This window comes from Saccharopolyspora hordei (genome assembly GCF_013410345.1).
In the GTDB taxonomy this organism is placed as follows: domain Bacteria; phylum Actinomycetota; class Actinomycetes; order Mycobacteriales; family Pseudonocardiaceae; genus Saccharopolyspora; species Saccharopolyspora hordei.
The window spans coordinates 1,084,482-1,110,679 of sequence record NZ_JACCFJ010000001.1; the positions used below are offsets into that span (position 1 = coordinate 1,084,482).

Annotated in this window: 31 protein-coding genes; 26 read left to right on the forward strand and 5 right to left on the reverse strand. The window is 72.7% G+C overall.

The features are described 5' to 3' along the window. Positions 1-107 precede the first annotated feature (107 nt). Positions 108-737, reverse strand: coding sequence for a sigma-70 family RNA polymerase sigma factor (locus tag HNR68_RS05115; RefSeq protein WP_179718139.1), 630 nt, complete (start codon positions 735-737; stop codon positions 108-110). Positions 738-1,137: 400 nt separating this feature from the next. On the opposite strand from HNR68_RS05115, the gene HNR68_RS05120 reads away from it, so the two are divergent. The 19 genes from HNR68_RS05120 (at position 1,138) to HNR68_RS05210 (ending at position 18,730) form a co-directional block, all read left to right on the forward strand. After that, positions 1,138-1,374: a glutaredoxin family protein gene (locus HNR68_RS05120; protein WP_179718141.1), complete on the forward strand. Its 237-nt coding sequence runs from the start codon at positions 1,138-1,140 to the stop codon at positions 1,372-1,374. Between the two features lie 353 nt (positions 1,375-1,727). Continuing rightward, positions 1,728-2,567 carry a redox-sensing transcriptional repressor Rex gene (locus HNR68_RS05125; RefSeq protein ID WP_179718143.1) on the forward strand — a complete coding sequence of 280 codons (840 nt, stop codon included), beginning with the start codon at positions 1,728-1,730 and terminating at the stop codon, positions 2,565-2,567. Continuing rightward, positions 2,564-3,946 (forward strand): glutamyl-tRNA reductase, encoded by a 1,383-nt coding sequence (locus tag HNR68_RS05130; RefSeq protein ID WP_179718145.1) that lies wholly within the window; start codon positions 2,564-2,566, stop codon positions 3,944-3,946. Before HNR68_RS05125 ends, HNR68_RS05130 begins: the two co-directional genes overlap by 4 nt. Further along, positions 3,943-4,881 carry a hydroxymethylbilane synthase gene (gene hemC, locus HNR68_RS05135; RefSeq protein WP_179718147.1) on the forward strand — a complete coding sequence of 313 codons (939 nt, stop codon included), beginning with the start codon at positions 3,943-3,945 and terminating at the stop codon, positions 4,879-4,881. The genes HNR68_RS05130 and hemC overlap by 4 nt, the downstream gene beginning before the upstream one ends. 14 nt (positions 4,882-4,895) lie before the next feature. Then, positions 4,896-6,428, forward strand: a complete 1,533-nt coding sequence (locus HNR68_RS05140) for a bifunctional uroporphyrinogen-III C-methyltransferase/uroporphyrinogen-III synthase (protein ID WP_179718149.1) — start codon at positions 4,896-4,898, stop codon at positions 6,426-6,428. A 158-nt stretch (positions 6,429-6,586) separates the two neighbouring features. Continuing rightward, positions 6,587-7,570: a porphobilinogen synthase gene (gene hemB / locus HNR68_RS05145; protein WP_179718151.1), complete on the forward strand. Its 984-nt coding sequence runs from the start codon at positions 6,587-6,589 to the stop codon at positions 7,568-7,570. Next, positions 7,567-8,145: a hypothetical protein gene (locus HNR68_RS05150; RefSeq protein ID WP_179718153.1), complete on the forward strand. Its 579-nt coding sequence runs from the start codon at positions 7,567-7,569 to the stop codon at positions 8,143-8,145. The genes hemB and HNR68_RS05150 overlap by 4 nt, the downstream gene beginning before the upstream one ends. A 36-nt stretch (positions 8,146-8,181) precedes the next feature. Continuing rightward, complete coding sequence (locus HNR68_RS05155) at positions 8,182-8,715, forward strand: hypothetical protein (protein WP_179718155.1); 534 nt, start codon at positions 8,182-8,184, stop codon at positions 8,713-8,715. A 146-nt stretch (positions 8,716-8,861) separates the two neighbouring features. Next, positions 8,862-9,578: a hypothetical protein gene (locus HNR68_RS05160; protein WP_343049947.1), complete on the forward strand. Its 717-nt coding sequence runs from the start codon at positions 8,862-8,864 to the stop codon at positions 9,576-9,578. Continuing rightward, entirely contained in the window at positions 9,578-9,994 is a 417-nt protein-coding gene (locus HNR68_RS05165) for a hypothetical protein (RefSeq protein ID WP_179718157.1), read from the forward strand. The genes HNR68_RS05160 and HNR68_RS05165 overlap by 1 nt, the downstream gene beginning before the upstream one ends. Beyond that, positions 9,991-10,425, forward strand: a complete 435-nt coding sequence (locus HNR68_RS05170; RefSeq protein WP_179718159.1) for a hypothetical protein — start codon at positions 9,991-9,993, stop codon at positions 10,423-10,425. Before HNR68_RS05165 ends, HNR68_RS05170 begins: the two co-directional genes overlap by 4 nt. Positions 10,426-10,478: 53 nt before the next feature. Then, complete coding sequence (locus tag HNR68_RS05175; protein ID WP_179718161.1) at positions 10,479-10,817, forward strand: hypothetical protein; 339 nt, start codon at positions 10,479-10,481, stop codon at positions 10,815-10,817. A gap of 45 nt (positions 10,818-10,862) precedes the next feature. Continuing rightward, positions 10,863-12,197: a glutamate-1-semialdehyde 2,1-aminomutase gene (gene hemL, locus HNR68_RS05180; RefSeq protein WP_179718163.1), complete on the forward strand. Its 1,335-nt coding sequence runs from the start codon at positions 10,863-10,865 to the stop codon at positions 12,195-12,197. A gap of 79 nt (positions 12,198-12,276) precedes the next feature. After that, entirely contained in the window at positions 12,277-12,912 is a 636-nt protein-coding gene (locus HNR68_RS05185; RefSeq protein WP_179718164.1) for a histidine phosphatase family protein, read from the forward strand. After that, positions 12,909-13,499 carry a TlpA disulfide reductase family protein gene (locus HNR68_RS05190; RefSeq protein ID WP_179718167.1) on the forward strand — a complete coding sequence of 197 codons (591 nt, stop codon included), beginning with the start codon at positions 12,909-12,911 and terminating at the stop codon, positions 13,497-13,499. Before HNR68_RS05185 ends, HNR68_RS05190 begins: the two co-directional genes overlap by 4 nt. A 179-nt stretch (positions 13,500-13,678) precedes the next feature. After that, entirely contained in the window at positions 13,679-14,461 is a 783-nt protein-coding gene (locus HNR68_RS05195) for a cytochrome c biogenesis protein CcdA (protein ID WP_179718169.1), read from the forward strand. Continuing rightward, positions 14,461-16,083: a cytochrome c biogenesis protein ResB gene (resB, locus tag HNR68_RS05200; RefSeq protein ID WP_179718171.1), complete on the forward strand. Its 1,623-nt coding sequence runs from the start codon at positions 14,461-14,463 to the stop codon at positions 16,081-16,083. Before HNR68_RS05195 ends, resB begins: the two co-directional genes overlap by 1 nt. Further along, complete coding sequence (gene ccsB, locus HNR68_RS05205; RefSeq protein WP_179718174.1) at positions 16,083-17,084, forward strand: c-type cytochrome biogenesis protein CcsB; 1,002 nt, start codon at positions 16,083-16,085, stop codon at positions 17,082-17,084. The genes resB and ccsB overlap by 1 nt, the downstream gene beginning before the upstream one ends. A gap of 212 nt (positions 17,085-17,296) precedes the next feature. Further along, positions 17,297-18,730: a MinD/ParA family ATP-binding protein gene (locus tag HNR68_RS05210; RefSeq protein WP_179718176.1), complete on the forward strand. Its 1,434-nt coding sequence runs from the start codon at positions 17,297-17,299 to the stop codon at positions 18,728-18,730. 70 nt (positions 18,731-18,800) lie between these two features. Here the strand turns inward: HNR68_RS05210 and HNR68_RS05215 are convergent, their stop codons facing one another. Then, positions 18,801-18,986, reverse strand: a complete 186-nt coding sequence (locus tag HNR68_RS05215; RefSeq protein WP_179718178.1) for a hypothetical protein — start codon at positions 18,984-18,986, stop codon at positions 18,801-18,803. A 246-nt stretch (positions 18,987-19,232) separates the two neighbouring features. Continuing rightward, positions 19,233-19,457, reverse strand: a complete 225-nt coding sequence (locus HNR68_RS05220) for a BldC family transcriptional regulator (protein WP_150067036.1) — start codon at positions 19,455-19,457, stop codon at positions 19,233-19,235. Positions 19,458-19,633: 176 nt separating this feature from the next. Between HNR68_RS05220 and HNR68_RS05225 the strand changes: the two genes are divergently transcribed. The 7 genes from HNR68_RS05225 to HNR68_RS05255 all read left to right on the forward strand — a co-directional run bounded on the left by HNR68_RS05225 (position 19,634) and on the right by HNR68_RS05255 (position 24,029). Then, positions 19,634-19,948 (forward strand): DUF4229 domain-containing protein, encoded by a 315-nt coding sequence (locus HNR68_RS05225; RefSeq protein ID WP_343049949.1) that lies wholly within the window; start codon positions 19,634-19,636, stop codon positions 19,946-19,948. Between the two features lie 8 nt (positions 19,949-19,956). Then, positions 19,957-21,060 (forward strand): L-cysteine desulfhydrase Cds1, encoded by a 1,104-nt coding sequence (gene cds1 / locus HNR68_RS05230; RefSeq protein WP_179718180.1) that lies wholly within the window; start codon positions 19,957-19,959, stop codon positions 21,058-21,060. A gap of 5 nt (positions 21,061-21,065) precedes the next feature. Then, positions 21,066-21,626: a DUF3558 family protein gene (locus HNR68_RS05235; RefSeq protein WP_179718182.1), complete on the forward strand. Its 561-nt coding sequence runs from the start codon at positions 21,066-21,068 to the stop codon at positions 21,624-21,626. Between the two features lie 142 nt (positions 21,627-21,768). After that, positions 21,769-22,098, forward strand: a complete 330-nt coding sequence (locus tag HNR68_RS05240) for a hypothetical protein (protein WP_179718184.1) — start codon at positions 21,769-21,771, stop codon at positions 22,096-22,098. 10 nt (positions 22,099-22,108) lie between these two features. Continuing rightward, positions 22,109-23,083 (forward strand): hypothetical protein, encoded by a 975-nt coding sequence (locus HNR68_RS05245; RefSeq protein ID WP_179718187.1) that lies wholly within the window; start codon positions 22,109-22,111, stop codon positions 23,081-23,083. A gap of 22 nt (positions 23,084-23,105) precedes the next feature. Next, positions 23,106-23,534 carry a hypothetical protein gene (locus tag HNR68_RS05250; protein WP_343049950.1) on the forward strand — a complete coding sequence of 143 codons (429 nt, stop codon included), beginning with the start codon at positions 23,106-23,108 and terminating at the stop codon, positions 23,532-23,534. An 18-nt stretch (positions 23,535-23,552) separates the two neighbouring features. Next, on the forward strand, positions 23,553-24,029 hold the full coding sequence (locus tag HNR68_RS05255) for a hypothetical protein (protein ID WP_179718189.1): 477 nt from the start codon (positions 23,553-23,555) through the stop codon (positions 24,027-24,029). 58 nt (positions 24,030-24,087) lie between these two features. Here the strand turns inward: HNR68_RS05255 and HNR68_RS05260 are convergent, their stop codons facing one another. Together HNR68_RS05260 and menE are read right to left on the reverse strand one after the other, a co-directional pair. Beyond that, complete coding sequence (locus HNR68_RS05260; protein WP_179718191.1) at positions 24,088-24,960, reverse strand: 1,4-dihydroxy-2-naphthoate polyprenyltransferase; 873 nt, start codon at positions 24,958-24,960, stop codon at positions 24,088-24,090. Between the two features lie 50 nt (positions 24,961-25,010). After that, on the reverse strand, positions 25,011-26,195 hold the full coding sequence (gene menE, locus HNR68_RS05265) for an o-succinylbenzoate--CoA ligase (RefSeq protein ID WP_179718193.1): 1,185 nt from the start codon (positions 26,193-26,195) through the stop codon (positions 25,011-25,013). Positions 26,196-26,198: the final 3 nt, after the last annotated feature.

Here is a 26,198-nt window from a genome sequence, read left to right on the forward strand (position 1 = left end):
TGCGAAGTCCTGGTCTTGCCGACCCTGGGCCATCCGGCTCAGCAGACTCCTAGCTTAGAGCCTCCCGGCAACCACCTTTGCGCACCTCCGGCGGGCGCGGCAACGCTTCAGCGGAGATCGTCGGGCAGCAGCTGCGCCAGTCGGCGGATCGCCCGGTGCTGCAGCGCCTTGACCGCTCCCTCGTTGCGCCGCATCGCGGCCGCGGTCTCGGTGACGGACAGGCCCTGCAGGAACCGCAGCCGGATGCACTCCCGCTGGTCGGGGTTGAGCTGGCGCACGCAGCGCAGCAGCTCGCGGTGGGTGGCCTCGGTGAGCACGTGCTGCTCGGGGCCGTGGGACGTGCGGTGCGTCGCGAGGTTGTCGGTCCAGTCGGCGGTGGGGATCTCCAGCCGGTACCGGCTGGACTTGATGTGGTCGAGGATGAGGTTCTTGGCGATGGTGATGAACCAGGCGGCCACGTCCCGGCCCTGGTAGCTGATGGAGGCGATCCGGCGCAGCGCGCGCAGGAAGGTCTCGCTGGTGATGTCCTCGGCCAGGCAGTGGTCGCTGACCCGGAACAGCACGTAGCGGTAGACGGTCTGGGCGTACTCGTCGTAGAGGTGCCCGAAGGCGTCGCTGTCGCCCTGCTGCGCGGCGCTGACGTAGGCCCAGCTGTCCGATCTCGGGGCGATGTGGTGACCGACGCGACGGCGGGCGACGTCCGGGGCGGGGGGTGCGAGCGTGTTCGGGCTGCTCATCTCTTGCGACCTCCTGCCGTCGTTGGCGGGCCGGTCCCGGTGCGCGTGGGGGCGCCCCGGGCCCGGCGTCATGTCGCGGTGTCCTTCGGACACCCGCCTCCGGTGCGGAGCGAGTCGTTCGTGGTGGTCTCTCGGGTCACTCGTTCGGGATCCAGGCGGGGCCTGGGGGTGCTCCGGGGGCGTGGGCGTTGGAGCAGCAGCATACGTGTTGTTACTCGGAAGTAGGTAGTGCATCGCGGTGATCGTCGCACTACGCAGCGTGACCACGAGCGTGTCGCGAACCTCGCTCACAGGGGTGATTTTGGACACGTGACCAGCGGTGTTCCCCGAACTGTCCGCAGTTTCCGAATCGGTACCGTGAGAGGTCGGGAACGGGCCGGAAATCTTCGGGAGCGGCGGCATGCACCGAGTGACCGTGATGACCCGCGAGGGGTGCCACGCGTGCGAGGACGCGATCTCCGACGTGCGTCGGATCTGCGCTGAGCTCGGCGTCGAGTGGTCCGCGGAGGACGTCGACGCCGACCCGGAACTGCGCGCGGAGTACGGTGACCGGGTTCCGGTGATCTTGGTCGACGGAGCCGAGCACGGCTTCTGGCGGGTCGAGGAGGAGCGCTTCCGCCGCGCCTTGGCCCGCTGATCGTCCCGCGCCTCGCGGTGATGTCCGCAACGTGCCCCAGACCACGCGTTTTGGCACGTCGGGGGGCTATCCGCAATGATGGCGGAGGAAGGCTCGCGCCTCCGGGCCGGTGCGCCGCAGCGACTTTGTGCCTGCATTCACAAGTGGTTACGGTGTACGGGTCGGGCCGCCGGGTTCTCGGTGCGGATCAGCGGATCAGGTGCCGCCCGCGGTGCCGGGACGACGCCGTCGGAGGAACGGCCGGTCGGCGTCGGAGATCCCCGCCTGCGGATGGAGTCGGGAGTCGACGACCACGGCAGCCCCCCGCGAGCGGGTGGACAGGTGAGCGAGCAGCAGGGCGAGGGAGATCCAGCGTGACGGCCCACGGAGCGGACGTGCAGGACGGCGACGGGCAGGTCGAGGCCGATCCCCGGGCCGAGTCCAAGCAGTCGGTCGAGGTGCCCGCGGCCCGGGACCGGGCCCGCGCGATCCCGGAAGCGGCCGTCGCCCGCCTCGCCGTCTACCTCCGCGCCCTCTCCAGCCTCGCCGAGCAGGACGTCACCACGGTCTCCAGCGACGAGCTGGCCGTCGCGGCGGGCGTGAACTCCGCCAAGCTCCGCAAGGACCTCTCCTACATCGGCTCCTACGGCACCCGCGGCGTCGGCTACGAGGTGTCGGTGCTCATCGGCCAGATCGAGCGCACCCTCGGCCTGACCCGCAAGCACAGCGTCGCGGTGGTCGGGATCGGCAACCTCGGGCACGCGCTGGCCAACTACGGCGGGTTCCCCAGCCGCGGGTTCCCGGTGGCGGCGCTGTTCGACCTCGACCCGGACCTGATCGGCGTGCCGGTCGGCGGCATCCCGGTCAGCCACATCGACGACATCGTCGAGGTGTGCCGCGAGCGGGAGATCACCATCGGTGTGATCGCCACGCCCGCGCAGGGCGCCCAGGAGGTCTGCGACCGCTTGGTCGCCGGGGGCGTCGCGTGCATCCTGAACTTCGCGCCGGTCGTGCTGCAGGTCCCCGAGCACGTCGAGGTGCGCAAGGTCGACCTGGCGGTGGAGATGCAGATCCTGTCGTTCCACGTGGCCAGGCGTCAGCAGGAAGCGACCGCGCAGTCCGAGGTGGACGGTGCGGACCTGGGGCCGCCGGGCACCGGAGACCAGGTGCCAGGCGATGTCGATTCGGCGAACAGGATGGTGGAACGGCTGTGAACCTGCTCACCGTCGGGATCTCCCACCGAAGCGCCCCGGTCCGGGTGCTGGAGCGGGTCTCGATCAGCGGCGACGAAGTCCGCAAGGTGCTCGGCGAACTCCTGCAGCAGGACCACGTGTGCGAGGCGTTCGTGATCTCGACCTGCAACCGGGTCGAGGTGTACGCGATCGCGGAGACCTTCCACGGCGGCCTCGACGACGTCAGCTCCGTGCTGACCCGGCACGCGGGTGCCGACTTCCGCGAGCTGGCCGACCACCTCTACGTCTACTACGCGGGCGCCGCCGTGGAGCACCTGTTCTCGGTGGCCGCCGGGCTGGACTCGATGGTCGTCGGCGAGGCGCAGATCCTCGGCCAGCTGCGGCAGGCCTACGGCACCGCGGACGAGGTCGGCACCGTCGGCAAGGCGCTGCACGAGCTGGCCCAGCAGGCGCTGCGCGTCGGCAAGCGGGTGCACAGCGAGACCGGCATCGACGCCGAGGGCGCGTCGGTGGTCTCCGAGGCGCTCGCCGACGCCGAGGTGGCGCTGGACGGCCTGGCCGGGCGCAGCGCGCTCATCGTCGGCGCCGGTTCGATGGGCGGCCTGGCCGCCGCGCAGCTCAAGCGCGCGGGCATCGGCGAGGTCGTGATCGCCAACCGCACCCCCGCCAACGGCGAGCGGCTCGTCGAGTCGCTGGGCGCCGACGGCGTCACCGCGCGCACCGCGGACCTCAGCGACCTCCCCCGCGCGATCGCCGAGGCCGACCTGGTGGTGGCCTGCACCGGCGCGGTCGGCGCCGTGGTCACCGCGGACGTGGTCGCCGAGGCGCTGGCCGCGCGCGACGGCCGACCGCTGCTGTGCTGCGACCTCGGGCTGCCGCGGGACATCGACGCCGAGGTGGCCGAGCTGCCCGGCGTCACCGTCGTCGACCTGGAGAGCCTGCAGCAGCGGCTCTCCGACCGGCGGGGCGGCAACGAGTCCGAGCGCGCCGCCCAGATCGTCGCCGAGGAGCTGCGCGCCTACCTCGCCGCGCAGCGCTCGGCCGAGGTGACCCCGACCGTGACCGCGCTGCGCAAGCGCGCCGCCGAGGTGGTGGACGCCGAGCTGCTGCGGCTCGACTCGCGCCTGCCCGAGCTCGACGGCCGGGTGCGCGAGGAGCTGGCGCGCACCGTCCGCCGCGTGGTGGACAAGCTCCTGCACGCCCCCACGGTGCGGGTCAAGCAACTGGCGTCGGTGCCGGGCGGAGCCGGCTACGCCGACGCGCTCCGCGAGCTCTTCGAGCTCGATCCGCAGACCACCGCGGTGCTCGGAGCCCCGCAGGCCGACGACGGCCGGACCGGGGCCACCGTCGCGCAGGCCCAGAAGCGCGACCGAGCACCACGAGACGGGGAGGACCGTTGAACAAGACCCTCCGCATCGGCACCCGCGGCAGCGCGCTCGCGATGGCGCAGTGCTCGTGGGTCGCCGAGCAGCTGGAGCAGGCCGGCTACCCGACCGAGCTGGTCCCGGTGAAGACCCCCGGCGACCTGTCGATGGCGCCGATCACCGAGATCGGCGTCGGCGTGTTCACCTCGGCGCTGCGGGAGGCGCTGGCCGACGGCGAGGTCGACGTCGCGGTGCACTCCTTCAAGGACCTGCCGACCGAGCAGGACCCCCGGTTGTCGCTGGCCGCCGTCCCGGTCCGGGAGGACCCGCGGGACGCGCTGGTGGCACGGGACGGCCTGACGCTCGGCGAACTGCCCCCGGGCTCCGTCGTGGGCACCGGTTCGCCGCGCCGCGCCACCCAGCTCCGGGCCCTGGGCCTGGGCCTGGAGGTGCGCAGCATCCGCGGCAACGTGGACACCCGCCTGCGCAAGGTGACCGACGGTGAGCTGGACGCCGTCGTCCTCGCCCGCGCCGGCCTGGCCCGCGTGGGCCGGCTCGAGGTGATCACGGAAACGCTCGATCCGCTGCAGATGCTGCCCGCGCCCGCCCAGGGCGCGCTCGCAGTGGAGTGCCGCGTCGACGACGTGGACACCGAGCACCTGCTGCAGTCCGTTCTGGACGATGAGGCCAGCCGCGCCGCGGCGACCGCCGAGCGCGCGATGTTGAACGCGCTCGAAGCGGGCTGCACCGCGCCGGTCGGCGCGCTGGCCGAAGTGGTGGAGGACCTCGACGAGGACGGGCGCGTGGCGCTGCGGCTGTCCCTGCGCGGGGTGGTGGCGGCCGACGAGTCTCGGCTCGTCCGCGACTCCATCACTGGTGAGACGACCGCCGCTGACCAGCTGGGCCGCCGGCTGGCCGCTCAGCTGATCGACGCCCGGGCCGCACTGCTCAGCGGTCCCGGCAGTAGTTGATGGGGAGTGCCCTGATGACCCGAGCACGCAAGACCCCCGGACGCATCGCATTCGTGGGCTCCGGTCCAGGAGACGCCGGACTGCTCACCGTTCGGGCCCGGGACGCGATCACCCGCGCTGCCCTGCTGGTGACGGACCCGGACGTACCCGCCGACATCGTCGGCCTGGCCGCGGAGGGCGCCGAGGTGCGCCCGGCGGTGGGCGACCCGGCGGACGTGGCCAAGGACCTGGCGAACGAGGCGTCGACCGGGCGCGGTGTGGTGCGCCTGGTGGCCGGTGACCCGCTGACCGCCGACGCGGTGGTCCGCGAGGTGCAGGAGGTCGCCAAGACCGGTGCCACCTTCGACGTGGTCCCCGGTGTGGCGGGCGGCAGCGCGGTCCCGGCGTACGCCGGTGTCGCGCTGGGTTCCGCGCACACCGAGGTGGACGTCCGCGGCGACGTGGACTGGGCGGCGCTGGCCGCCTCGCCCGGCGCGCTGGTGCTGCACACCACCGGCAGCCACCTGGCCGAGGCCGCGTCCCGGCTGGTCGAGCACGGCAAGGCCGCGACCACGCCGGTCGCGGTGACCGCCTCCGGCACCACGGTGCAGCAGCGCACCATCGACACGACGCTGGCCTCGCTGGCCGCCGACGCCGGTGAGCTGCAGGGGCACCTGGTGGTGACCATCGGCGACGTCGTGTCCGAGCGCAGCAAGCTGTCCTGGTGGGAGTCGCGGGCGCTGTACGGCTGGAAGGTCCTGGTGCCGCGCACCAAGGAGCAGGCCGGCGTGATGAGCGAGCGCCTGTGGTCGCACGGCGCCGTCTCGCACGAGGTGCCCACCATCTCCGTCGAGCCGCCGCGCAGCCCCGCCCAGATGGAGCGCGCGGTCAAGGGCCTGGTCGACGGCCGCTACCAGTGGGTGGTGTTCACCTCGGCCAACGCCGTCAAGGCGGTGTGGGAGAAGTTCAGCGAGTTCGGCCTGGACGCGCGGGCGTTCTCCGGCGTGAAGATCGCCTGCGTCGGCGAGGCCACCGCGGAGCGGGTGCGGTCCTTCGGGATCATCCCGGAGCTGCTGCCCTCCGGTGACCAGTCGAGCGAGGGCCTGCTGCAGGACTTCCCGCCGCACGACGACGTCCTGGACCCGGTGGACCGGGTGCTGTTGCCGCGCGCGGACATCGCCACCGAGACGCTGTCGGCCGGTCTGCGCGAGCGCGGCTGGGAGGTCGACGACGTGACGGCCTACCGCACGGTCCGCGCCGCGCCGCCGCCGGCCGAGACCCGCGAGATGATCAAGACGGGCGGGTTCGACGCGGTGTGCTTCACCTCGTCGTCCACGGTCCGCAACCTGGTCGGCATCGCGGGCAAGCCGCACGCCCGGACGCTGGTGGCCTGCATCGGCCCGAACACCGCGGAGACGGCCAAGGAGTTCGGCCTGCGGGTCGACGTCAAGCCGGAGGTCCCGCGCGTCGAGGACCTGGTGGACGCCCTGGCCGAGCACGCCGCCCGGCTCCGCGCGGAGGGCGCCCTGCCGCCGCCGCGCAAGGCCAAGCGCGCGCGCCGCAGCTGATCCGCTCCGAGGGGCGCCCGGTGACCGACCTGGTCACCGGGCGCCCCTCGCGGCGTCTGCGAGTGGTGGGGATCTCGGGCTGACCCTGCGGCGTCCGGTTCGTCGGAGTGGTTAGGCTCGTGGTGTCGCCCCTGTCGAGCCGCTTGGGGAGCTGCTGGATGTATCCCTCGCACCGTCCGCGTCGGCTTCGCCGTGACCCGGCCCTGCGTCGCCTGGTCTCCGAGACCTCCGTCGAACCGCGGCACCTCGTGCTGCCGATGTTCGTGCGCGAGGGCCTCGACGAGCCCGCGCCGATCCCGTCGATGCCGGGCGTCGTGCAGCACACCCGCGACTCGCTGCGCAAGGCCGCCGTCGACGCGGTGAGCGCCGGTGTCGGCGGGCTGATGCTCTTCGGCGTGCCCGCGGAGCGGGACGCGACCGGCTCCGGGGCGGTCGACCCGGACGGCATCCTCAACGTCGCGCTGCGCGACCTGCGCGCCGAGGTCGGCGACGACACCGTGCTCATGGCCGACCTGTGCCTGGACGAGTTCACCGACCACGGCCACTGCGGCGTGCTGGACGAGGACGGCACCGTCGACAACGACCGCACGCTGCAGGTCTACGGCGAGATGGCCGTGGTGCAGGCGCAGTCCGGGGCGCACGTGGTGGCGCCCAGCGGCATGATGGACGGCCAGGTCGGCGTGATCCGCGAGTCGCTGGACGCGACCGGCTACCTCGACACCTCGATCCTGGCCTACTCGGCGAAGTACGCCTCCGCCTTCTTCGGGCCGTTCCGCGAGGCCGTCGACTCCCAGCTGCAGGGCGACCGCAACACCTACCAGCAGGACCCGGCCAACGGGCGCGAGGCGCTGCGCGAGGTCGACCTGGACCTGGCCGAGGGCGCCGACATGGTGATGGTCAAGCCCGCCCTGTCCTACCTCGACGTGCTGCGCGACGTCGCGGGCGTGGCCGACGTGCCGGTGGCCGCCTACCAGGTGTCCGGCGAGTACGCGATGGTCGAGGCCGCGGTGGCCAACGGCTGGCTGGACCGCCGGCGGACCGTGCTGGAGTCGCTGACCTCGATCCGGCGGGCGGGCGCGGACATCGTCCTCACCTACTGGGCCGTCGAGGCCGCGCAGTGGTTGCGGGGCGCTCGCGCATGACCGACCCGGGACAGCGCGTCGACGCGTTCGGACGGCCGGTGCCGGAGCAGGGGCCGCAGGGGCCGCAGGTGCCGCAGTCGCTGCTCACCGCGCGGTGGCTGTGGATCGGCTCGGTGCTCATCGGCATCGTGCAGGCCTTCGTCCAGCTCGCCGACCGGGCACGGCTCATCGACGAGCTCCGCCGCGTGGACCCGAACCTGACGCAGACGCAGCTCGACGCCGCGGCCAACAGCGGGATCATGTTCACGTTCCTGCTCAAGGCGCTGATCCTGATGGTGTACGTGGTGCTCACCAAGCGGGTGCTGGAAGGGCGGAACTGGGCGCGGGTGCTGCTCACCGTGTTCGGTGGTTTCGGCGTGTTCAACGCGCTCGTCACGCTGCTCACCGTCGGGGTGTTCGGCCCGGCGGTGGTCCAGCAGCTCACCGGGGTCTCCATCACCTGGGTCGAGGTGCTGTTCTCGCTGGTCGTGGCGGCCGTCGAGGTGGCCGCGATCGTGTTCACGTTCCGGCCCGACGCCAACCGGTACGTCCGCGAGGCGGCCCCGCGCCCGGCCTTCGGCGGCACGCCGCGCTGAATTGTCGTCTCCCGCGGGCGTTCCTAGTCTGAGCTGGTGACGCCGCAGGACCCCGACCTCGCGGCCCGGCGCGGACGACCGGGCACGGTCGAGGGCGCGTTCTGGGCGGGGCTGGCCAGCGTCGTGGTCGGCTTCGCCATCGTCGCCACCTCGTACCTGCTGGTCTCCGGCGCCGAGCTGCAGGTGGTGGTGGAGGAGGCCGCGTCGCAGGGCCAGCGGCTCACCCCCGAGGAAGCGCGCACCGTCTACACCGGGGTGCTGGTGCTGGTGACCGCGGTCGTGGTGGTCGTCGCGGCGCTGTGGACCGTGTTCCTGGTCCTCATGCGCCACGGCCGGAGGTGGGCCCGCACCGTGATCACCGTGGTCGGCGCGGTGTGGATCGTGCTGACGCTGCCGTCGGTGACCGGGGGGACCGTCGGCGGCGTGGTGAGCCTGCTGCTGGCGGTGCTGCAGGTCCTCACCGTCGGGGCGACGCTGCTGCTCGCCCACCTGGCGCCGTCGAACCAGTACTTCCGCCGCGCGCGGCGAGCCCGCGGTCCCGGTACGGCGGAACCGCTGGACCGGGGGTGACCTCGCCGCTGGAGGTGCTCGTTGCCCTGGTCACCCCGGTGCTGGTGCCCGGTGGGCGGGCGCACGCGCACGCCGCGCCGAACTCCCCCCGGTGAGTTCGGCCAACTCGGTGGACAGGCGATGAGTCGGGTTCATACTGTTTGCCGGTGACCTCACCGCATGATCCGTGGCAGCAGGGCGGGTACCCGCAGTACCCGCAGGGCGGCACGCCGTCCGGCGGCTTCCCCCAGAGCAGCACGCCCTCCGGGGGCTTCCCGCAGCAGCAACCGCAGGGCGGGTACCCGCAGAACCCCTACGCGGCACCGCCCGTGCCCGCGCAGGAGATGGCGCAGGTCCCGCGACCGATGACCGTGGAGATCGCGTTCTGGATCGCCATCGCGGTGCCGCTGCTCGTGACGGTGCTGTCCGTGGTCAGCTTCATGACGCTGCAGGGCTACCTCAACGACACCGTCGCCAGCGTGACCTCCGACCCGGAGCTCGCCGAGTTCCAGGACGGGATGTCGTCGTTCATGAACGGCATCATGCTGGCCACCTTCATCTTCTTCACGGTGATCTACCTGGTCCTGAGCGCGCTGTGGATCCTGTTCGGCTTCAAGATGCGGGCCGGCCGGAACTGGGCGCGGATCACGCTCACCGTCTTCGCCTCGCTCTGGGTGCTCAGCGCCCTGGCCAGCCTGGTGCAGGGCGGCAGCTCGATGGCGGTCACCGGGGAGGTGCCGGAGATCGAGCTGCCCACCTCGTACTACGTCATCGCCTACGTCGAGAGCGGGCTCGGGCTGCTGGCCATGGGCGCGTTCATCGTGCTGGTGTTCCTGAAGCAGTCGAACTGGTACTTCGACGCGGCGGCGCGCCGTCCCCGCTGATGGCGCCACCGCGACCGCTGCGCTTCTCCGTCGTCCTGTGGTGGACGGTGGCGATCCTCCTGCTGCTGCAGGCCGGGCTGATGTGGTCCGGCCGCGCCCAGCTCGTGCAGCAGATCGCCGAGCAGCAGCACGTCATGGCGGCGGACGCGGCGGCCCGCGCGCAGCAGCTGGTCTGGGTCAACACCGGGTTGGCCGTCGTGCTCGCGGCGGCCTACCTGGGGTTCGGGGTGGCGCTGTACCGGCGGCACGCGTGGGCGCGGATCGGGTTGTCCGCGTTCGCCCTGCTGCACCTGGTGCTCGTGCTCGGGTCGGGGGCGGTGCTCAGCGTGCACCTGGCCCTGCTGGTGCTGGGGGTGGTGGCCGCGGTGCTGCTCTGGCGGGCGCCGTCCACGGAATGGCTGACGGGGGAGCGATGAGCGAACCGGTGCTGTACGCGGAACGCGGGAGCAGCTGGTGGCCGGTGCTCTGGGGACCGGCGTTCGCGCTGCTGGGCGCCGTCGTCGAGGTGACCACCCCCGGCCCCCGCCACGGGTGGGTGTGGCTGCTGGTCGGGGGCCTGCTCGCGATCGCGGCGGCGGTCTGGGTGCACGGCCGCCGCCGCCTGGTCTCGGTGCGGCTGACCCCCGCCGAGCTCGTGCAGGGGCGCGAGGAGCTGCGGGTCGAGCGGATCGCGGCGGTCACCGACGTGGGCGCGCCGGTCGGCGCCCGGGTGCTCGGCGGGAGCTGGGCGGTGCCGAGGGGGACCGGCGAGGTGCCGCTCCGGCTGGACGACGACGAGGTGGTGCTGGCCTGGGCGAAGGACCCGGCGGCCCTGTCCCGCGCGCTGACCCGGTTGGTGGAGGAGTAGCGGTCGGCCCGCGCGGCTGACGGTGCGCGGCGCGTCATGAGACGCTTCTGCGCGTGACCACTCCGGAACCCTGGCCTGCCGACGGGCCGAAGTTCAGCGCGGAAACCTTCGAACACCGCGAGCCGCGGGGCGGTGCGCACCAGCCCTGGCGGGCCGCCGTGGCCGGGATCGAGCTGGTCGTGGCCGTGGCGCTGGTGGTGGTCGGCTGGTGGGCGTGGCGGAACGGCACCGTGACGATCTACCTGCCCGGTCCGGAGGGCGCCATCGACGTGGTCACCCGGTCGATCGGCAGCTGGCTGGCCTCCGCGGTGGCGGCGGTGACCGTCGCCGGGTTGCTGCTGCTCGACGCGGTCCGGCAGGTGGTGCTGGCCCTGCGCACCCGGCGTCGCTAGTCGGGGTGCGGCCGGTCACGGAGCCGCGCCTGTCAGACTGGGGGTGTGACAGCTTCTGCGAACTCCGCACCGAACCCCCACCACGATCCGGCTCCGCGGTCGCGGTCGCTGTTCGACCGCGCGCAGACCGTGACGCCGGGCGGCGTCAACTCGCCGGTCCGCGCCTTCCACTCGGTCGGCGGCACGCCCCGGTTCATGGTGCGCGGCGAAGGCGCCTACCTGTGGGACGCCGACGACAACCGCTACGTGGACCTGGTGTCCTCGTGGGGGCCGATGATCAACGGGCACGCGCACCCCGACGTGGTCCGCGCCGTGCGGGAGACCGCGGCGCACGGCCTGTCCTTCGGCACGCCCGGGCCAGGTGAGATCGACCTCGCGCAGGAGATCATCGACCGGGTCGAGCCGGTCGAGCAGGTCCGGCTGGTCAACTCCGGCACCGAGGCGACGATGAGCGCGGTCCGGCTGGCCCGCGCCTTCACCGGCCGCTCGAAGATCGTCAAGTTCGCCGGCTGCTACCACGGGCACGTCGACGCGCTGCTGGCCAGCGCCGGCTCCGGCATCGCGACGCTGGGCCTGCCCACCTCGCCGGGCGTCACCGGGGCGCAGGCGGCCGACACCATCGTGCTGCCCTACAACGACCTCGAGGCGGTGCGCAGCGTCTTCGCCGAGCAGGGCGAGGAGATCGCCTGCGTGATCACCGAAGCGGCGGCGGGCAACATGGGCGCCGTCGCGCCGCGGCCCGGCTTCAACGAGGGCCTCCGCGAGATCACCCGCGAGGCCGGGGCGCTGCTCGTCATGGACGAGGTGATGACGGGGTTCCGCGTCTCCCGCGCGGGCTGGTTCGGCATCGACGGCGTGGCCGGCGACCTCTACACCTTCGGCAAGGTGATGTCCGGCGGGCTGCCCGCCGCGGCCTTCGGCGGCCGGGCCGACGTGATGGAGCGCCTCGCCCCGTCCGGGCCGGTGTACCAGGCGGGCACGCTGGCCGGGAACCCGGTCGCGGTCGCCGCCGGGCTGGCCAACCTGCGGGCCGCCGACGACGAGGTCTACGCCGCGCTGGACCGCAACAGCAAGCGGCTCGGGGACCTGCTCGGTGCGGCGCTGACCGCGGAGGGCGTGCCGCACCAGGTGGCCTACGCCGGGAACATGCTCAGCGTCTTCTTCAGCGAGACGCCGGTGCACGACTACGAGCATGCCCAGGCGCAGCAGACCTGGCGGTTCCCGCCGTTCTTCCACGCGCTGCTCGAGCGCGGGGTCTACCCGCCGCCGAGCGCGTTCGAGTGCTGGTTCGTGAACGCGGCGATGGACGACGCGGCGTTCGAGACGATCGCCGAGGCGCTGCCGCACGCCGCCCGCGCCGCCGCGGAGGCCACCGCATGAGCACCCGCACCGCGGGTGCCTCGTTGGACCGGCTGGTGGTGCGGCCGGAGGCGGCAGCGGAACGCGGAGGAGTGGAGCTGTGAGCCAAGAGCGGACCGTGGTGCACTTCGTGCGCCACGGCGAGGTGCACAACCCGGAGGGGATCCTCTACGGCCGGTTGCCGGGCTACCGCCTGTCCGACCGCGGTGAGCAGCAAGCGAAGGTCGTCGCCGAGTTCCTGGCCGGGCGGGACGTCGTCCACGTCGTCGCCTCGCCGTTGCAGCGGGCGCAGCAGACCGCCGAGCCGATCGCCGCGGCGTTCCAGGTCGACGTGGCCACCGACGAGCGGCTCATCGAGTCGGAGAACCGCTTCGAAGGGCTCAAGGTCTCGGTCGGCGACGGCGCGCTGCGCTCGCCGAAGCACTGGCCGAAGCTGTGGAACCCGCTGCGGCCGTCCTGGGGCGAGCCCTACCTGAAGATCGCGCACCGGATGCTCGGCGCCGCCCACCGCGCCCGCGCGGCCGCCGCCGGGCACGAGGCGGTGTGCGTGTCGCACCAGCTGCCGATCTGGACGCTGCGCCGGTTCCTGGAGGGCAAGCCGATGTGGCACGACCCGCGCCGGCGCCAGTGCTCGCTGGCCTCGCTGACCAGCCTGGTGTTCCGCGGCGAGGAGCTGGTGCGCATCGCCTACGTGGAGCCGGCCGGGACGACCGATCCGAAGGTGACAGGGGCATGAGGAAGCTGGTGGCGCGCGTGGGCGTGGCCCTCGCGGCGGTGGCGCTGGTCGCCGGGTGCGCGACCCAGGGCGACGACGCGGTGGCGAACGGGGGCGAGTTCACCTTCGTCTCGCCCGGTGGGCAGACCCGCCTGTTCTACGAGCCGGAGGAGCGCGGCCGGGTGTCCGGGCTGGCGGGCGAGAGCCTGCTGGAGGAGGGCAAGAAGATCAGCCTGGACGACTTCCCGGGCCAGGTCGTGGTGCTCAACATCTGGGGCTCGTGGTGCGGGCCGTGCCGGTCCGAGGCCGACGACCTGCAGGCCGTGCAGGACAAGGCCGGTCCGCAGGGCGTGCAGGTGCTCGGGATCAACGTGCGGGACGACCGCACCGCGGCGGCGGACTTCCACCGCGACCGCGGGCTGACCTACCCGTCGATCTTCGACCCGTCCGGCCGTTCGCTGCTCGCGCTGCGCCAGTTCCCGCGCAGCACCGTCCCGGCGACGATCGTGCTGGACCGCCAGCACCGTGTGGCGGCGATCTTCCTCACCGAGCTGCTGGAGAGCGAGCTGCTGCCCGAGGTGCAGAAGGTCGCGGCCGAACCGGCCTGAGCCGGGGTCCCCGGGCGCGCGAGGACGCGATCCCGGCGGGACGGGGGTCCTGGAAGCGCGGGACCAACGTCCCTGGCGGCTCGCTGCCGGCTCGCTCCAGGCCGGTCACCAGGGACGATGTGGGCCGCTTCACCGAGCCCGGTGCACCGGTGCGGTGCTGGCTTTCCTACCCTCGAAGTGTGAACCCCACTGACCTCGCCGCGTCCGGACCGCTGGTCTTCGCGGCGGCCGTCGCGGTGTTGGCCGGGGCGATCAGCTTCGCCTCGCCCTGCGTGGTGCCGCTGGTGCCGGGCTACCTCGCCTACCTGGCGGGCGTCGTCGGCGCCGAGACCCCGCCGGTGGAGGAGGCCGAAGCGGACGGCGCGCGGCGCGGGCGCTGGCGGGTCGCCGGTGCGGCGCTGCTGTTCGTCGCCGGGTTCACCGCCGTCTTCGCCGCCGGGACGCTGCTGCTGCTCGGCCTGTCCGACGTGCTGCTGGCCAACGAGCCGCTGCTGCAGCGGATCGGTGGGGTGGTCACCGTCGCGATGGGGCTGGTGTTCCTCGGCCTGGTGCCCGCGTTCCAGCGGGACCTGCGCATCCACCGGGTGCCGCGCGCCGGCATCTGGGGAGCCCCGCTGCTGGGCGCGGTGTTCGGCCTCGGCTGGACCCCGTGCCTCGGGCCCACGCTGACCGGGGTGACCTCCATCGCCATCGCCACCGACGGCTCGGGCAGCACCGCGTTCCGCGGGATCCTGCTGATCGCCGCCTACTGCCTGGGCCTGGGCGTGCCGTTCGTGCTGCTGGCCCTCGGCGCCCGGTGGGCGCTGCGCAGCGCGGGGTGGCTGCGGCGGAACGGACGTGCCGTCCAGATCGCAGGTGGGGTGCTGCTGGTCGTCGTCGGCCTGCTGCTCGTCACCGGTTTGTGGGGAGAGTTGATCGCCGTGCTCCGTGGCCCGATCGCCGGATTCGAGACGATCCTCTGATGCGCGGCCACCTGACCACGACGCTGGCGTTCCTGCGCAACACGTGGCGCGGGCTGACGTCCATGCGCACCGCGCTGGTGCTGCTGTTCCTGCTCGCCCTGGCCGCGCTGCCGGGCGCGCTCATCCCGCAGCGCTCGCTCAACGCCGCCGAGGTGGAGGAGTACTTCGCCGAGTACCCGACGCTCGCGCCGATCCTGGACAAGGTCGGTGCGTTCGAGGTGTTCAGCTCGGTGTGGTTCGCCTCCATCTACGTGCTGCTGTTCATCTCGCTGATCGGCTGCCTGCTGCCGCGCTGCTACGAGTACTACAAGCAGTGGCGCAGCAAGCCGGTGCGCACGCCGCGCAACCTCTCCCGGCTGCCGCACCACGAGCGGGCCACCCTGGACTCCTCGGTCGACGAGGTGATGGCCGCCGCCCGCACCCGGCTGCGCGGCTGGCGGACGGTCGAGCGGGAGGAGGGGGACGGCGCGAAGTCGATCAGCGCCGAGCGCGGGTTCCTGCGCGAGATCGGCAACCTCGTCTTCCACTTCGCGCTGGTCGGCCTGCTGGTCGGTGTCGCGGGCGGCAAGCTGTACGGCTACGAGGGCCAGGTCATCGTGGTCGCCGACGGCTCCGAGTTCTGCAACTCCGGGACCTACAACTACGACTCGTTCCGCGCCGGGCTCAACGTCGACGGCACCCAGCTGAGCCCGTTCTGCCTGCGCGTCGACGGGTTCGACATCGACTACCGGCCCAACGGCCAGGTCGCCGACTACCGGGTGCACACCCAGTACCAGTCCGGCGACGACCTGGCGAACGACACGTGGCGGCCGTACCTGCTGCAGATGAACCACCCGCTGCGCACCGCAGGCGACCGCATCTACCTGACCGGCAACGGCTACGCGCCGCGCTTCACCGTCACCTTCCCGGACGGGCAGCAGCGCACCGGGGTCATCCAGTGGCAGCCGGCCGACCCGGCCACGATGCTGTCGCAGGGCGCCACCAAGTTCGACCCGCCGGGCGTGCAGGACGAGGCGGAGCGCCGCCAGAAGCAGCTCGCCGTGACCGGCCTGTTCGCGCCGACCGCCTCGTTCGACGGTGCGGTCCTGAGCTCCCGCTTCCCCGACCTGCTCGACCCGGCCGTGGCGGTGGACGTGCTGCGCGGTGACCTGGGGCTCGACTCCGGCCGCGGGCAGTCGATCTTCGGTGTGGACCAGTCCATGGTGGAGCAGGGCAGGCTCCAGCGGGTGGCCCGCGAGAACCTGCGCCTGGGCGAGGAGCTCCGCCTCGACGACGGCACCACGGTCCGCTTCGACGGCGTCGAGCGCTGGGCGAACTTCCAGGTGTCGCACGACCCGTTCCAGTCCTGGGTGCTGGTGTTCGCGGTGCTGGTCATCTTCGGCATCAGCACCTCCCTGATGGTCAAGCGGCGCCGGGTGTGGGTCCGCGCGGTGCCGCACCCGGACCAGGACGGGGCCGGTCCCGCACGTACGGTTGTCGAAGTCGGCGGACTCGCCCGCACCGACCAGGCCGGGTACGGCGAGGAGTTCACCAGGCTCGCCGCCGACGTCCTCGGCACGGGCGCAGACCGCTCGCCGGAATCCCGCGCGGCCAGTGGCCCCGCGCGCGAAAGGAAGAACTGATGCCGGTCAACCAGACGCTGTCGACCTACAGCGACATGGCCTACGCCACGTCCGTCGTGGTCTACATCCTGGCGATGCTGCTGTACTTCGCGGAGTTCTCCGGTGGACGCACCGGGACGGTCGCCCGCAAGCGCGAGTCGGCCCTGGTCGGTGCGGGCGGCGGGGACTCCACCTCGACCCCGGCCGTGGGGCACGTGCCGACCCCGGAGAAGCGGCCGCTGGGCGAGCGGCTCGGCGGCATGGCCGTCGCCATGACGGTGCTGGGCACGCTGGTGCACGTCTCCTCGCTGCTGCTGCGCGGCCTGGCCACGGGCCGGGTGCCGTGGAGCAACATGTACGAGTTCGGCTCGGCGATCTGCCTGGCCGCCGTGGTGGCCTGGCTCGTCGTGCTGTTCCGGCAGACACGCACCGCCCGTCGCGACGCCACCCCGAGCCAGCTGCGCGCGCTCGGCGGCTTCCTGATGCTGCCGGTGGTGGTGCTGCTGTTCCTGTCCGGCACCGTGCTCTACGCGCAGGCGGCGCCGCTGATCCCCGCGCTGCAGTCCTACTGGATCGTGATCCACGTCGCGGCCGCGATCGTCTCCACCGGTGTCTTCACCTTCGCCGGCGTGGCCAGCGTGCTGTACCTGGTGCGCTCCCGGTACGAGAACAACCCGCTGAAGATGACCAAGGTCGGGTCGCGGCTGCCCACCAGCCAGGCGCTGGACCGGGTCGCCTACCGCGCCACGGTGATCATCTTCCCGGTGTGGACGTTCGCCATCGTCGCGGGCGCGATCTGGGCGGAAGCGGCCTGGGGCCGGTTCTGGGGCTGGGACCCGAAGGAGACCTGCTCGTTCGTCGCCTGGGTCGTCTACGCCGCGTACCTGCACGCCCGCGCGACCGCGGGGTGGCGCGGGGTGCGCGCCGCGTGGATCAACGTCCTCGGCCTCGCGGTGATGGTCTTCAACCTGTTCTTCGTGAACATCGTCGTCGCCGGGCTTCACTCGTACGCTGGACTCTGAGCGGGTGATCGGCTCCCCGCGGGGCGCGGCCGGGACGCAGCGCGGCGTCCCCACCTGCGCACTCGGCGCCAGGCCGGGGAGCGGCACCGCGGTGATGACCGCCCACCCCCGGTGACCCGGAGGTGTCCCGGCGACTACCGTGCCTTGCGGGAACGGGGAGATCTCGATCCGGACCGGCGGAGCCCGGCTCGATCGCAGGGAGGACGGCAACGGTGACCGGACAGCACGAAGAGCCCGAAGCGCGTCGGAACGCCCCCGCGGCGCAGGCCGACGGCACGGACGTCGAGTCCGGCAGTGCGGCGCCCGGCGGCCAGTACGTCGAGCCGGAGACGCGGCCCGCGCACCCCACTCCGTCGTACGTCGACCCGTCGCAGGTCGACCCGTCCGGGAACCCGGTCGGCGACGTGCCGCAGCCGTACTACCCGAGCGGGGCGCCCGCGTACGGCGACCCGAACCAGTCCGGTCCGCACCCGCAGGTGTCCGGGCCGCACCAGGTGCCCGGGGCGCAGTCCGGCCCGTACTCGGTCTCCGGTGGGCCGTCCGGTCCCTACCCGCAGGTCTCCGGCGGGCCGTCCGGCCCGTACCCCCAGGCGTCCGGCGGGCCGTCGGGTCCGTACCCGACCCAGTACCCGCAGGGCGCCCCGCAGCCCGGCCAGCAGCAGCCGCCGTACCCGCCGCACCCGGGCGCGGGCCCCGGGGACCCGGCGCTGGCCCAGGACCTCTCGTCCGCCCAGCTGCTCCGGCAGTCCAAGCGGGCCCCGCAGACCGGGTGGCGCAAGGCCGTCTACCTGGCCACCGGCAAGACGGTGAACCTCGGCGAGAGCCCGGCCGACCGGCGCCGCCGCGAGCTGATCGCGCGGATCAACCAGCCGCTGCAGGGCTGCTACAAGATCGCGATGCTGAGCCTGAAGGGCGGCGTGGGCAAGACCACCACGACCGCCACCCTCGGGTCCACGTTCTCCTCGCTGCGGGGCGACCGGGTGATCGCGGTGGACGCCAACCCGGACCGCGGCACCCTGGCGCAGAAGATCCCGCTGGAGACCACCGCGACGGTGCGGCACCTGCTGCGCGACGCGCACCGCATCCGCAAGTACAGCGACGTGCGCGCCTACACCTCGCAGGGGCCGTCCCGGCTGGAGGTGCTGGCCAGCGAGCAGGACCCGGCGGTGTCGGAGGCGTTCAGCGAGGACGACTACCGGCGCACCGTCACGCTGCTGGAGCACTTCTACAACGTGGTGCTCACCGACTGCGGCACCGGCCTGATGCACTCCGCGATGAAGGGCGTGCTGGACCTGGCCGACTCGCTCGTGGTCGTCTCGTCCAGCTCGATCGACGGCGCGCGCAGCGCATCGGCCACATTGGACTGGTTGGACGCGCACGGCTACGGCGACCTGGTGGCCCGGTCCGTGGCGGTGATCAACTCGGTGCGGCCGGCGTCCGGCAAGGTCGACATCGACAAGCTGGCGGCCCACTTCAGCGCCCGCTGCCGAGCGGTGGCGAAGATCCCGTTCGACCCGCACCTGGAGGAAGGTGCGGAGGTGGAGCTGGACCAGTTGAGCTCCGCGACGCGGCTGGCGCTGCTGGAGCTGGCTGCGACGGTCGCGGACGACTTCCCGCACGCTCCGGGCCGCAACCGTCGGGTCTGACGCCGCTGGTCGCGGCGTCGGCAGGGCTGGATCGAGGGTTGCCGGCACCTGCTGGGCAGGTGCCGGGCGGTCAGTCCTCTTCCGTCGGCCGGGACTGGCGCCGCTGCTCGTCCAAGCGGCGCAGGAACTCGGGGTCGTCGTCGGGCGGGATCGGCGCCTTCCTGGTGTGCGGCCGGTCCGTCACGGCGGGGCCGAACGCCTTCCACACCAGGACCGCGATCGTGAGCGCGCCGATCGCTGCCAGGACGTAGATCATCGAGCCACCTCCAACTCTGCCACTTCCGAGACTAGCCGCTCGCAGCCTCGGTTGTCCGCGTCGCAGGTGGCCTCTCCGGGCCCAGGTGGTGCCTCACTGCGGGCGAGGCGCCACCTGGACCGGCGGTCGTCGCCGGGCGTCGTCCGGTGCTGGGTCCCGGGTGCTCGCCTGCGAGGGGCACTGGCGAGCGTGGCGTCCCGTGCGCGAACCGCAGCACCGGTCGCCCGGCTGCTCGTGGACGAGCGTTCAGACCGCGCGGTTGACGTCGTTGGTCAGTTCGGCGAGCAGGGCGCGGACCTCAGACTCGCGGAAGCGGCGGTGACCGCCGGGGGTCCGGATGGAACCGATCCGGCCGGCAGTGGCCCACCGCGTCACGGTCTTGGGGTCGACCCGGAAGAGAGCCGCGACCTCACCGGGGGTGAGGAGCTGTTCCTGACCGTTCTGGCGCGGCTGCTGGGTCGTCGCGGTCACAGGGAGACCTCCACGTTCGCGAGATTCATTCGGGCAATCCGGTCGCATCCTGGCACCTCGGTGCCCAGGTACTCGAACATTTGGGTCTAGGTAAAGGGAAGGTAAGGGACGAAAGCGGCGCTTCGGGCCGCAGCCGCCCGGTGGGTGCCCCGGTCGCGTGCTCTACCCTGGGTGACGTGCAGGAACAGGACCAGCCGGACACCGCTGCCCCGGACGGGCGATCGACCCTCGCGCGGGACATCGCGCTGTACACGCTCGCCAGGTTCTCCCTGGTGGCCCTGGTCGCGCTGGTGCTGATGCTGTTCCAGGTGCCGGCGCTGGTGGCGCTCGCCGTTTCCGTCGTGGTGGTCATGCCGCTGTCGCTGGTGGTCTTCGGCACCCTGCGGCGCCGGGTGGCGACCGGCATGGCGGAGCGGTCCGCGGTGCGCAAGGCCCGCCGCGAGGAGCTGCGGGCCCAGCTGCGCGGCGAGGCCGGCACGAGCGCCGAGTGAGCCGGGGGATGCTCAGCAGCGTCGACCGCTCCTGCGAGCGGACCCGGTCCTGGGCCAGCGAAGCCGTCCGCATCATCGAGGCTGACGCCAACCGCAGCGCGGACACCCACCTGCTGCGCTACCCGCTGCCCGCGGAGTGGGGCATCGACCTCTACCTCAAGGACGAGTCGACGCACCCGACGGGTTCGCTCAAGCACCGGCTGGCCCGCTCGCTGTTCCTCTACGCGATCTGCAACGGCTGGGTGACCGAGGGCACGCCGGTGATCGAGGCCTCCTCCGGCTCGACCGCGGTGTCCGAGGCCTACTTCGCCCGGCTGCTCGGCCTGCCGTTCATCGCGGTCATGCCGCGCTCCACCAGCCGCGAGAAGGTGGCGCTCATCGAGTGGCACGGCGGCCGGTGCCACTTCGTGGACGAGCCCGGGGCGATCTACACCGAGTCGCGGCGGCTGGCCGCCGAGCTGGGCGGCCACTTCATGGACCAGTTCACCCACGCCGAGCGGGCCACCGACTGGCGCGGGAACAACAACATCGCCGAGTCGATCTTCGAGCAGCTGGCGCTGGAACCGCACCCCGAGCCGACCTGGATCGTGGTCGGCGCGGGCACCGGCGGCACGAGCGCCACCATCGGCCGCTACCTGCGGTACCGGTGCCACCGCACCCAGCTGGCCGTGGTGGACCCGGAGTGCTCGGTGTTCTTCGAGGCCTGGCGGGACGGCGACCCGGCGCGCACCAGCGACCGCGGGTCGCTCATCGAGGGCATCGGCCGCCCGCGCGTCGAGCCGTCCTTCATCGGGCAGGCGATCGACCGGATGATCAAGGTCCCGGACGCGGCGTCGATCGCCACCATCCGCTACGTCGAGCCGCTGCTGGGGCGGCGGGTCGGCGGCTCCACCGGGACCAACCTGTGGGGCGTGTTCGCCCTGGTGTCGGAGATGGTCGCGGCCGGTCGGCGCGGCAGCATCGTGACGCTGCTCTGCGACGGCGGCGAGCGGTACGCCAACACCTACTACGACGACGAGTGGGTGGCCGCCCGCGGCCTGGACCTGGCCGGGCCGCGCGCGGTGCTCGAGCACTTCCACGAGACCGGCGAGTTCCTGGCGACGGAGAGGTGAGTCCGGTGAGACGTGCGGCGTGGCTGGCCGCGGCGGCGCTGGTGGTCGTCGCCGGGTGCTCGTCCGAGCAGCCGCAGCCCGCTGAGGTGCCCTCGACGTCGGCCACCTCGGCGGAGGAGTCGGCCACGGAGTCGGAGGCGCCCTCGATGACCCGCGAGGTCCCGCCGGAGCAGCGCGTCCGCCTCGCCGAGCTGTCCGCGGAGCAGCTCTGCGGGCTCCTCACGCCCGCGGACCTCGAGGCGCTGGCCTTCCCCGCCGAGGCCGGGCAGCCGCGCGAGATCGACCCCGACCCGCCGACGCGCGGGTGCCGCTACGACGCGGTCTCCGGCGGCCGCTCCGTGCTGGTCGCCGCGCAGCGGGCCGGGTTCGCCGAGCTGGGCCGCGAGGAGGTCGACCTCGGCGGCGCGCCGGCCACCCGGACGCTCCGCGCGAGCGACTGCACCGTCTACGTGGCAGTGACCGACGCCACCCTGCAGGTCTCGGTGGCCGCCGCTGAGACCGATGTGGACGATTGCCGCACCGCGGAACGTGTCGCGGCGCACGTCGTCCCCGCTCTGGTGCGCTGAGCGGAGGGGACGGACCGGGCGCGAGTGCCCGAACCGGACACCTCGGGTCACGAACGGAGAACGATTCTCCCGTTCCCGGAACGCTGACCCCTGCGTGGCGTCCAATCGTCCTGAACGGACAGGTGCTAGTCGGGGGTTCGGGTTGGCGGAAAACCTCAAGGCGATCCCGGAGGAGATGAAGGCCTTCGAAGGCCTCCTCGAGCGGAACGCCGGCTACTTCAAGAAGATCGACGAGTGGGCGGAGAACACCGCGTCCGACACCAGCGGGTTCACCGGCCTGATGATGGTGCTCATCCCCGTGGTCGAGATGGTGACCGCGCTGTACGGCGAGACCTTGGAGTGGGCGAACAGCGCGCTGCTGAAGGTCAAGGACGACCTGGCCGACGCCTCCGCGGAGTACGAGGAGATCGAGCAGAAGATCGTCGGGATCTTCCGCAAGATCGAGGCCGAGATCGACGACATCAAGATCTGAGGGGGCGGGGATGGCTTCGTTCGCGGACGCCGAGGACCCGATGGGCGTCCTCACGGCGGATCCGAGCCAGAGCGACGCGGAGGCGCAGAAGCAGGCGATCCAGGACGCCGGGTGGCAGGTGCAGGCGGTCAACTGGGTCTACGAGAAGGTCACCGGTCAGAACCTGGTCGAGACGTTGATCTCGCCGATCGCCGGTGACTTCTCGAAGATCGAGGTCAACGCCAAGGCCTGGGAGCAGGTCGGCGACGCGCTGCGCGCCATCCGCAAGAATCTCAACCAGGGGATCAGCGACCTGCGGGAGAGCTGGGACGGCTCCGGCGCGATCGCGTTCGAGACGCTGCTGGTGTCGACCTGGACGGTCGCCCTCGAAGGCGACGCGATGCTGGCCAAGCTGATCGGCCAGGGCTTCCAGAAGGCCGCGGACATGTCGCGGCGGATGACCGACAAGGCCCTGGAGCTGATCAAGAAGCTGGTCGACCGGCTCATCGAGACCGCGGCCACCGGGTGGATCCCGGTCGCGGGCTGGGCCAACGTGGTCCGCAACGTGGAGAAGTGCGTCGAGATCGTGATGGCGATCCTCGACCTCTTCGAGGCGCTGCAGCAGATGTACGAGTCGGTGGTGAACCTCGTCGAGTCCATCAAGAACGCGGGCACCAACCTGGCCAAGATCAAGGACGCCAACAGCCTCGGTGACGCGGTCAACATCGGGCTGCAGGCCAAGGACGACTTCACCGCGGTGCGCGACGCGGCGACCGGGGTGCGGAACTCCGCGACGGGCGTGCGGGACGCGACGACCGGCGTCAGGGACGCGGCGACGGGCGGCAACGGCGACGGCAGCGACGGTGGCGGCAACGGTGGCGACGGCGACGGTTCCGGTGGCGGCGGTTCCGACCCCGCCACGGACTCGTCCGGCGGCACCGGTGGCGAGGGCGAGGGCACGGGGTCCCGCAACGGCTACCAGACACTGGCGTCCGGCAGCCTGTGACGGTCGGGGAGGATGACGCGACGTGAGTGACGACTGGATGACCCCGGAGGTCCGCGACGCGCAGGCGATGCTCGAGGAGCGCATGCGCCAGGCCGAGGAAGTGCTGGACCGCGTGACCCAGTACGAGGCGGAGCTGCCCGAGGTCAAGCTGACCGACGACCAGATCGAGGACATCGAGCAGCGCATCCGCTCCGGCCAGGCCCCGCCCGAGGTCGCGGCGCTGCAGGCCCGCATCGACGCCGGCGAGTTCAGCTGGCAGGACATCGCCAGCGGCGAGGCGCTGCGCGACGAGTCGGTGCAGGCCGCGTTCGCCACGAGCGTGGAGAACATGCAGCAGGCCAAGGAGATGCTCGACGCCGGCTACGACACGGCCACGGTCATCAACAACGACCCGAACCGCGCTCCCGAGGACAGCTACGACGACGAACCGCCGGACTCGTTCCTGCGGTGAGGACGGGGTGGTCCCACCATGAACCGCAAGACCCTGATCGGCATCACCATCGGCTGGGGCGTCCTGGTCGTCGCGATCTTCGCGGTGTTCCTGGGCATCGCGATGTTCAGCGGCACGTCGTTGGCGAAGGCCAGCCCGGCGGACGGCCCCGACGCCCCCACCTACCGGTGGAACGGCGAACCGATGCTCATCACCAGCACGGAGAACGGCAAGTCCGCGACCTGCCACGTCGTGCCGGACGACGGCGAGCCCCGTGACGTCAACACCTTCCGCGCGGAGGGCCAGCGGTACGTGCGGCCGGTGACCTCGTGGTTCTCCGGCTCGGCGGACGTGACCTGCTCGCGGGCGGTGAAGATCCGGGTGGGCTCTGAGGTGTCCACCTACGAGCTGGTCACCAAGAACCGCGTCGTGCAGATCGGTGCCGCGGTCGTCGCGGCCGCCCCGTTCTGCGCGGTGAGCGTCTTCGGCGTCGGCACCCGCAAGGCCCGCGCCTGACCCGACGACGAACGGCCCGTCCACCGAGGTGGGCGGGCCGTTGTCGTGCTGCGGCGGGTCAGCCGAAGGCCAGGGCGGCGCCGGTGAGCGCCGCCCAGACCAGCATCGCGATCCCGGTGTCGCGCAGCGCCGGGATCAGCGCGCGCCCCTGCGCGCCGCTGACCACGGTGCGCAGCGGGACGACGAGCGGGAGCAGCGCGAGAAGACCGAGCAGCACCCACGAGTTCCGCAGGCCGATCAGCACGGTGATGAGGAACGGCACCAGCGTCAGCGCGACGTAGAGGGTGCGGGTGTCGCGGTCGCCGAGCAGCACCGCCAGGGTGCGCTTGCCGGTGACCCGGTCGGACGGGATGTCGCGCAGGTTGTTGGCCACCAGCACCGCGCTGGACAGCGCGCCGACGCCCACCGCCGCGCCGATGCCGAAGCCGCTGATCGTCCCGGCCTGCACGTACATCGTGCCCAGCACCGCGACCAGTCCGAAGAAGACGAACACGGCCAGCTCGCCGAAGCCCGCGTAGCCGTAGGGGCGCTTGCCGCCGGTGTAGTACCAGGCGCCGGCGATGCAGAGGGCGCCGACGAGGAGCATCCACCACTGGCCGCTGAGCACGACCACGCCCAGGCCGGCGAGCGCGGCGAGCCCGAAGCAGGTCCAGGCCGCGTTGCGGACCGCGGCCGGCCGGGCCGCGCCGGAGCCGACCAAGCGGAACGGGCCGACCCGGTCGTCGTCGGTGCCCCGGATGCCGTCGGAGTAGTCGTTGGCGAAGTTCACCCCGATGATCAGGAACATCGACACCAGGAGGGCGAGGACCGCGATCAGCGGGTCGAACCCGTCGATCCCCGCAGCGGCGCCGGTCCCGGCGAGCACCGGCGCGATCGCGTTCGGGAAGGTGCGGATCCGAGCTCCCTCGATCCACTGCGCAACAGTCGCCATGGGAGCCATCTTCGCGCACCGGGATCACCTGGTCGTGGCAGCCTCCGGGTTCAGCCCTGGAACAACGCGGCCAGCGCCCGCCGGTCGGGCTTGCCCGGACCGCGCAGCGGCAGCTCCGGCAGGAAGGTGACGCGCTTCGGCGCGGCGGCGGGGTTGAGCTCCGCGCGCACGGCGGCGCGCAGGTCCGGTTCGGCCGGCGGTGCGGCCGTGTCGTCCGGCACGACCGCGGCGACCACGGCCTGCCCCCACTCCGGGTCGGGGACGCCGAGCACGCAGGCCTCGCGGACGCCGGGCTGCGCGGTGAGCACCCGCTCCACCGCCAGCGGGGCGACGTTGACCCCGCCGGTGATGATCATGTCGTCGGCGCGGCCGAGCACCTCCAGCCGGCCGTCCCGCCAGCGGCCGAGGTCGCCGGTCCGGAACCAGCCGCCGGTGAACGCGGCGGCCTCCGGCTGGTGGCGGTAGCCCCGGGCCAGCATCGGCCCGCTCAGCAGGACCGGCCCGGTCTCGCCCTCGACCCGGACCTCCGCGGTGTCCAGCGGCACCCCGTCGTAGACGCACCCGCCGGAGGTCTCGCTCATCCCGTAGGTCGTGGTCACGCGCACGCCCTCGGCGCGGGCCCGGTCCAGGAGGGCGGGCGGGGTCGCGGCGCCGCCGAGCAGCACCGCGTCGAACTCCCGGAGCGCGGCCAGGCCGTCACCGCCCGCGCTGACCAGCCGGGACAGCTGGGTGGGCACCAGGGCGGTGTAGTGCGGTCCGTCCGCGGCGAGCACCCGCCGCGCCGCGGTGGCGAAGCGGTCCGGGCGGAAGCCCTCGGTGGTGTCCACGGCGTCCGGGCGCGTGCCCGCGAGCAGCGCGCGGACCAGCACCTGGATGCCGGCGATGTGGTGCGCGGGCATGGCCAGCAACCAGTGGCCGGGCCCGCCGAGGCGCCGGTGCGTGGCCCCGGCCGAGGCACGCAGCGCGGAGGCGCTCAGCAGCACGCCCTTCGGGGTGCCGGTGGAGCCGGAGGTGGCGATGACCAGCGCCGTCGGGTCCTCGGCGGCGTCCTCCGCGGGGGTCAGCGGCCCGGCCAGCGCGGCGGCCAGGCGGCGCGCTTCCGCCCCGTCGTCGCCGCGGACCGGAATCCGGGCCGGGCCGTCGCCGTCGAGCGCCCGCTGCAGCGCGGGCAGGACGTCCAGCGCGCCCGCACCCGGCGGCACGGGGAGCGGTTGCAGGTGGCGGGCTCGCGACATGGC

Coding starts and splice junctions, on each gene's coding strand:
- HNR68_RS05115 (WP_179718139.1), bottom strand. CDS start 737: ATGAGCAGCCCGAACACGCTCGCACCCCCCGCCCCGGACGTCGCCCGC.
- HNR68_RS05120 (WP_179718141.1), top strand. CDS start 1,138: ATGCACCGAGTGACCGTGATGACCCGCGAGGGGTGCCACGCGTGCGAG.
- HNR68_RS05140 (WP_179718149.1), top strand. CDS start 4,896: ATGACCCGAGCACGCAAGACCCCCGGACGCATCGCATTCGTGGGCTCC.
- hemB (WP_179718151.1), top strand. CDS start 6,587: ATGTATCCCTCGCACCGTCCGCGTCGGCTTCGCCGTGACCCGGCCCTG.
- HNR68_RS05150 (WP_179718153.1), top strand. CDS start 7,567: ATGACCGACCCGGGACAGCGCGTCGACGCGTTCGGACGGCCGGTGCCG.
- HNR68_RS05165 (WP_179718157.1), top strand. CDS start 9,578: ATGGCGCCACCGCGACCGCTGCGCTTCTCCGTCGTCCTGTGGTGGACG.
- HNR68_RS05170 (WP_179718159.1), top strand. CDS start 9,991: ATGAGCGAACCGGTGCTGTACGCGGAACGCGGGAGCAGCTGGTGGCCG.
- HNR68_RS05190 (WP_179718167.1), top strand. CDS start 12,909: ATGAGGAAGCTGGTGGCGCGCGTGGGCGTGGCCCTCGCGGCGGTGGCG.
- resB (WP_179718171.1), top strand. CDS start 14,461: ATGCGCGGCCACCTGACCACGACGCTGGCGTTCCTGCGCAACACGTGG.
- ccsB (WP_179718174.1), top strand. CDS start 16,083: ATGCCGGTCAACCAGACGCTGTCGACCTACAGCGACATGGCCTACGCC.
- HNR68_RS05215 (WP_179718178.1), bottom strand. CDS start 18,986: ATGATCTACGTCCTGGCAGCGATCGGCGCGCTCACGATCGCGGTCCTG.
- cds1 (WP_179718180.1), top strand. CDS start 19,957: ATGCTCAGCAGCGTCGACCGCTCCTGCGAGCGGACCCGGTCCTGGGCC.
- HNR68_RS05245 (WP_179718187.1), top strand. CDS start 22,109: ATGGCTTCGTTCGCGGACGCCGAGGACCCGATGGGCGTCCTCACGGCG.
- HNR68_RS05255 (WP_179718189.1), top strand. CDS start 23,553: ATGAACCGCAAGACCCTGATCGGCATCACCATCGGCTGGGGCGTCCTG.
- HNR68_RS05260 (WP_179718191.1), bottom strand. CDS start 24,960: ATGGCGACTGTTGCGCAGTGGATCGAGGGAGCTCGGATCCGCACCTTC.
- menE (WP_179718193.1), bottom strand. CDS start 26,195: ATGTCGCGAGCCCGCCACCTGCAACCGCTCCCCGTGCCGCCGGGTGCG.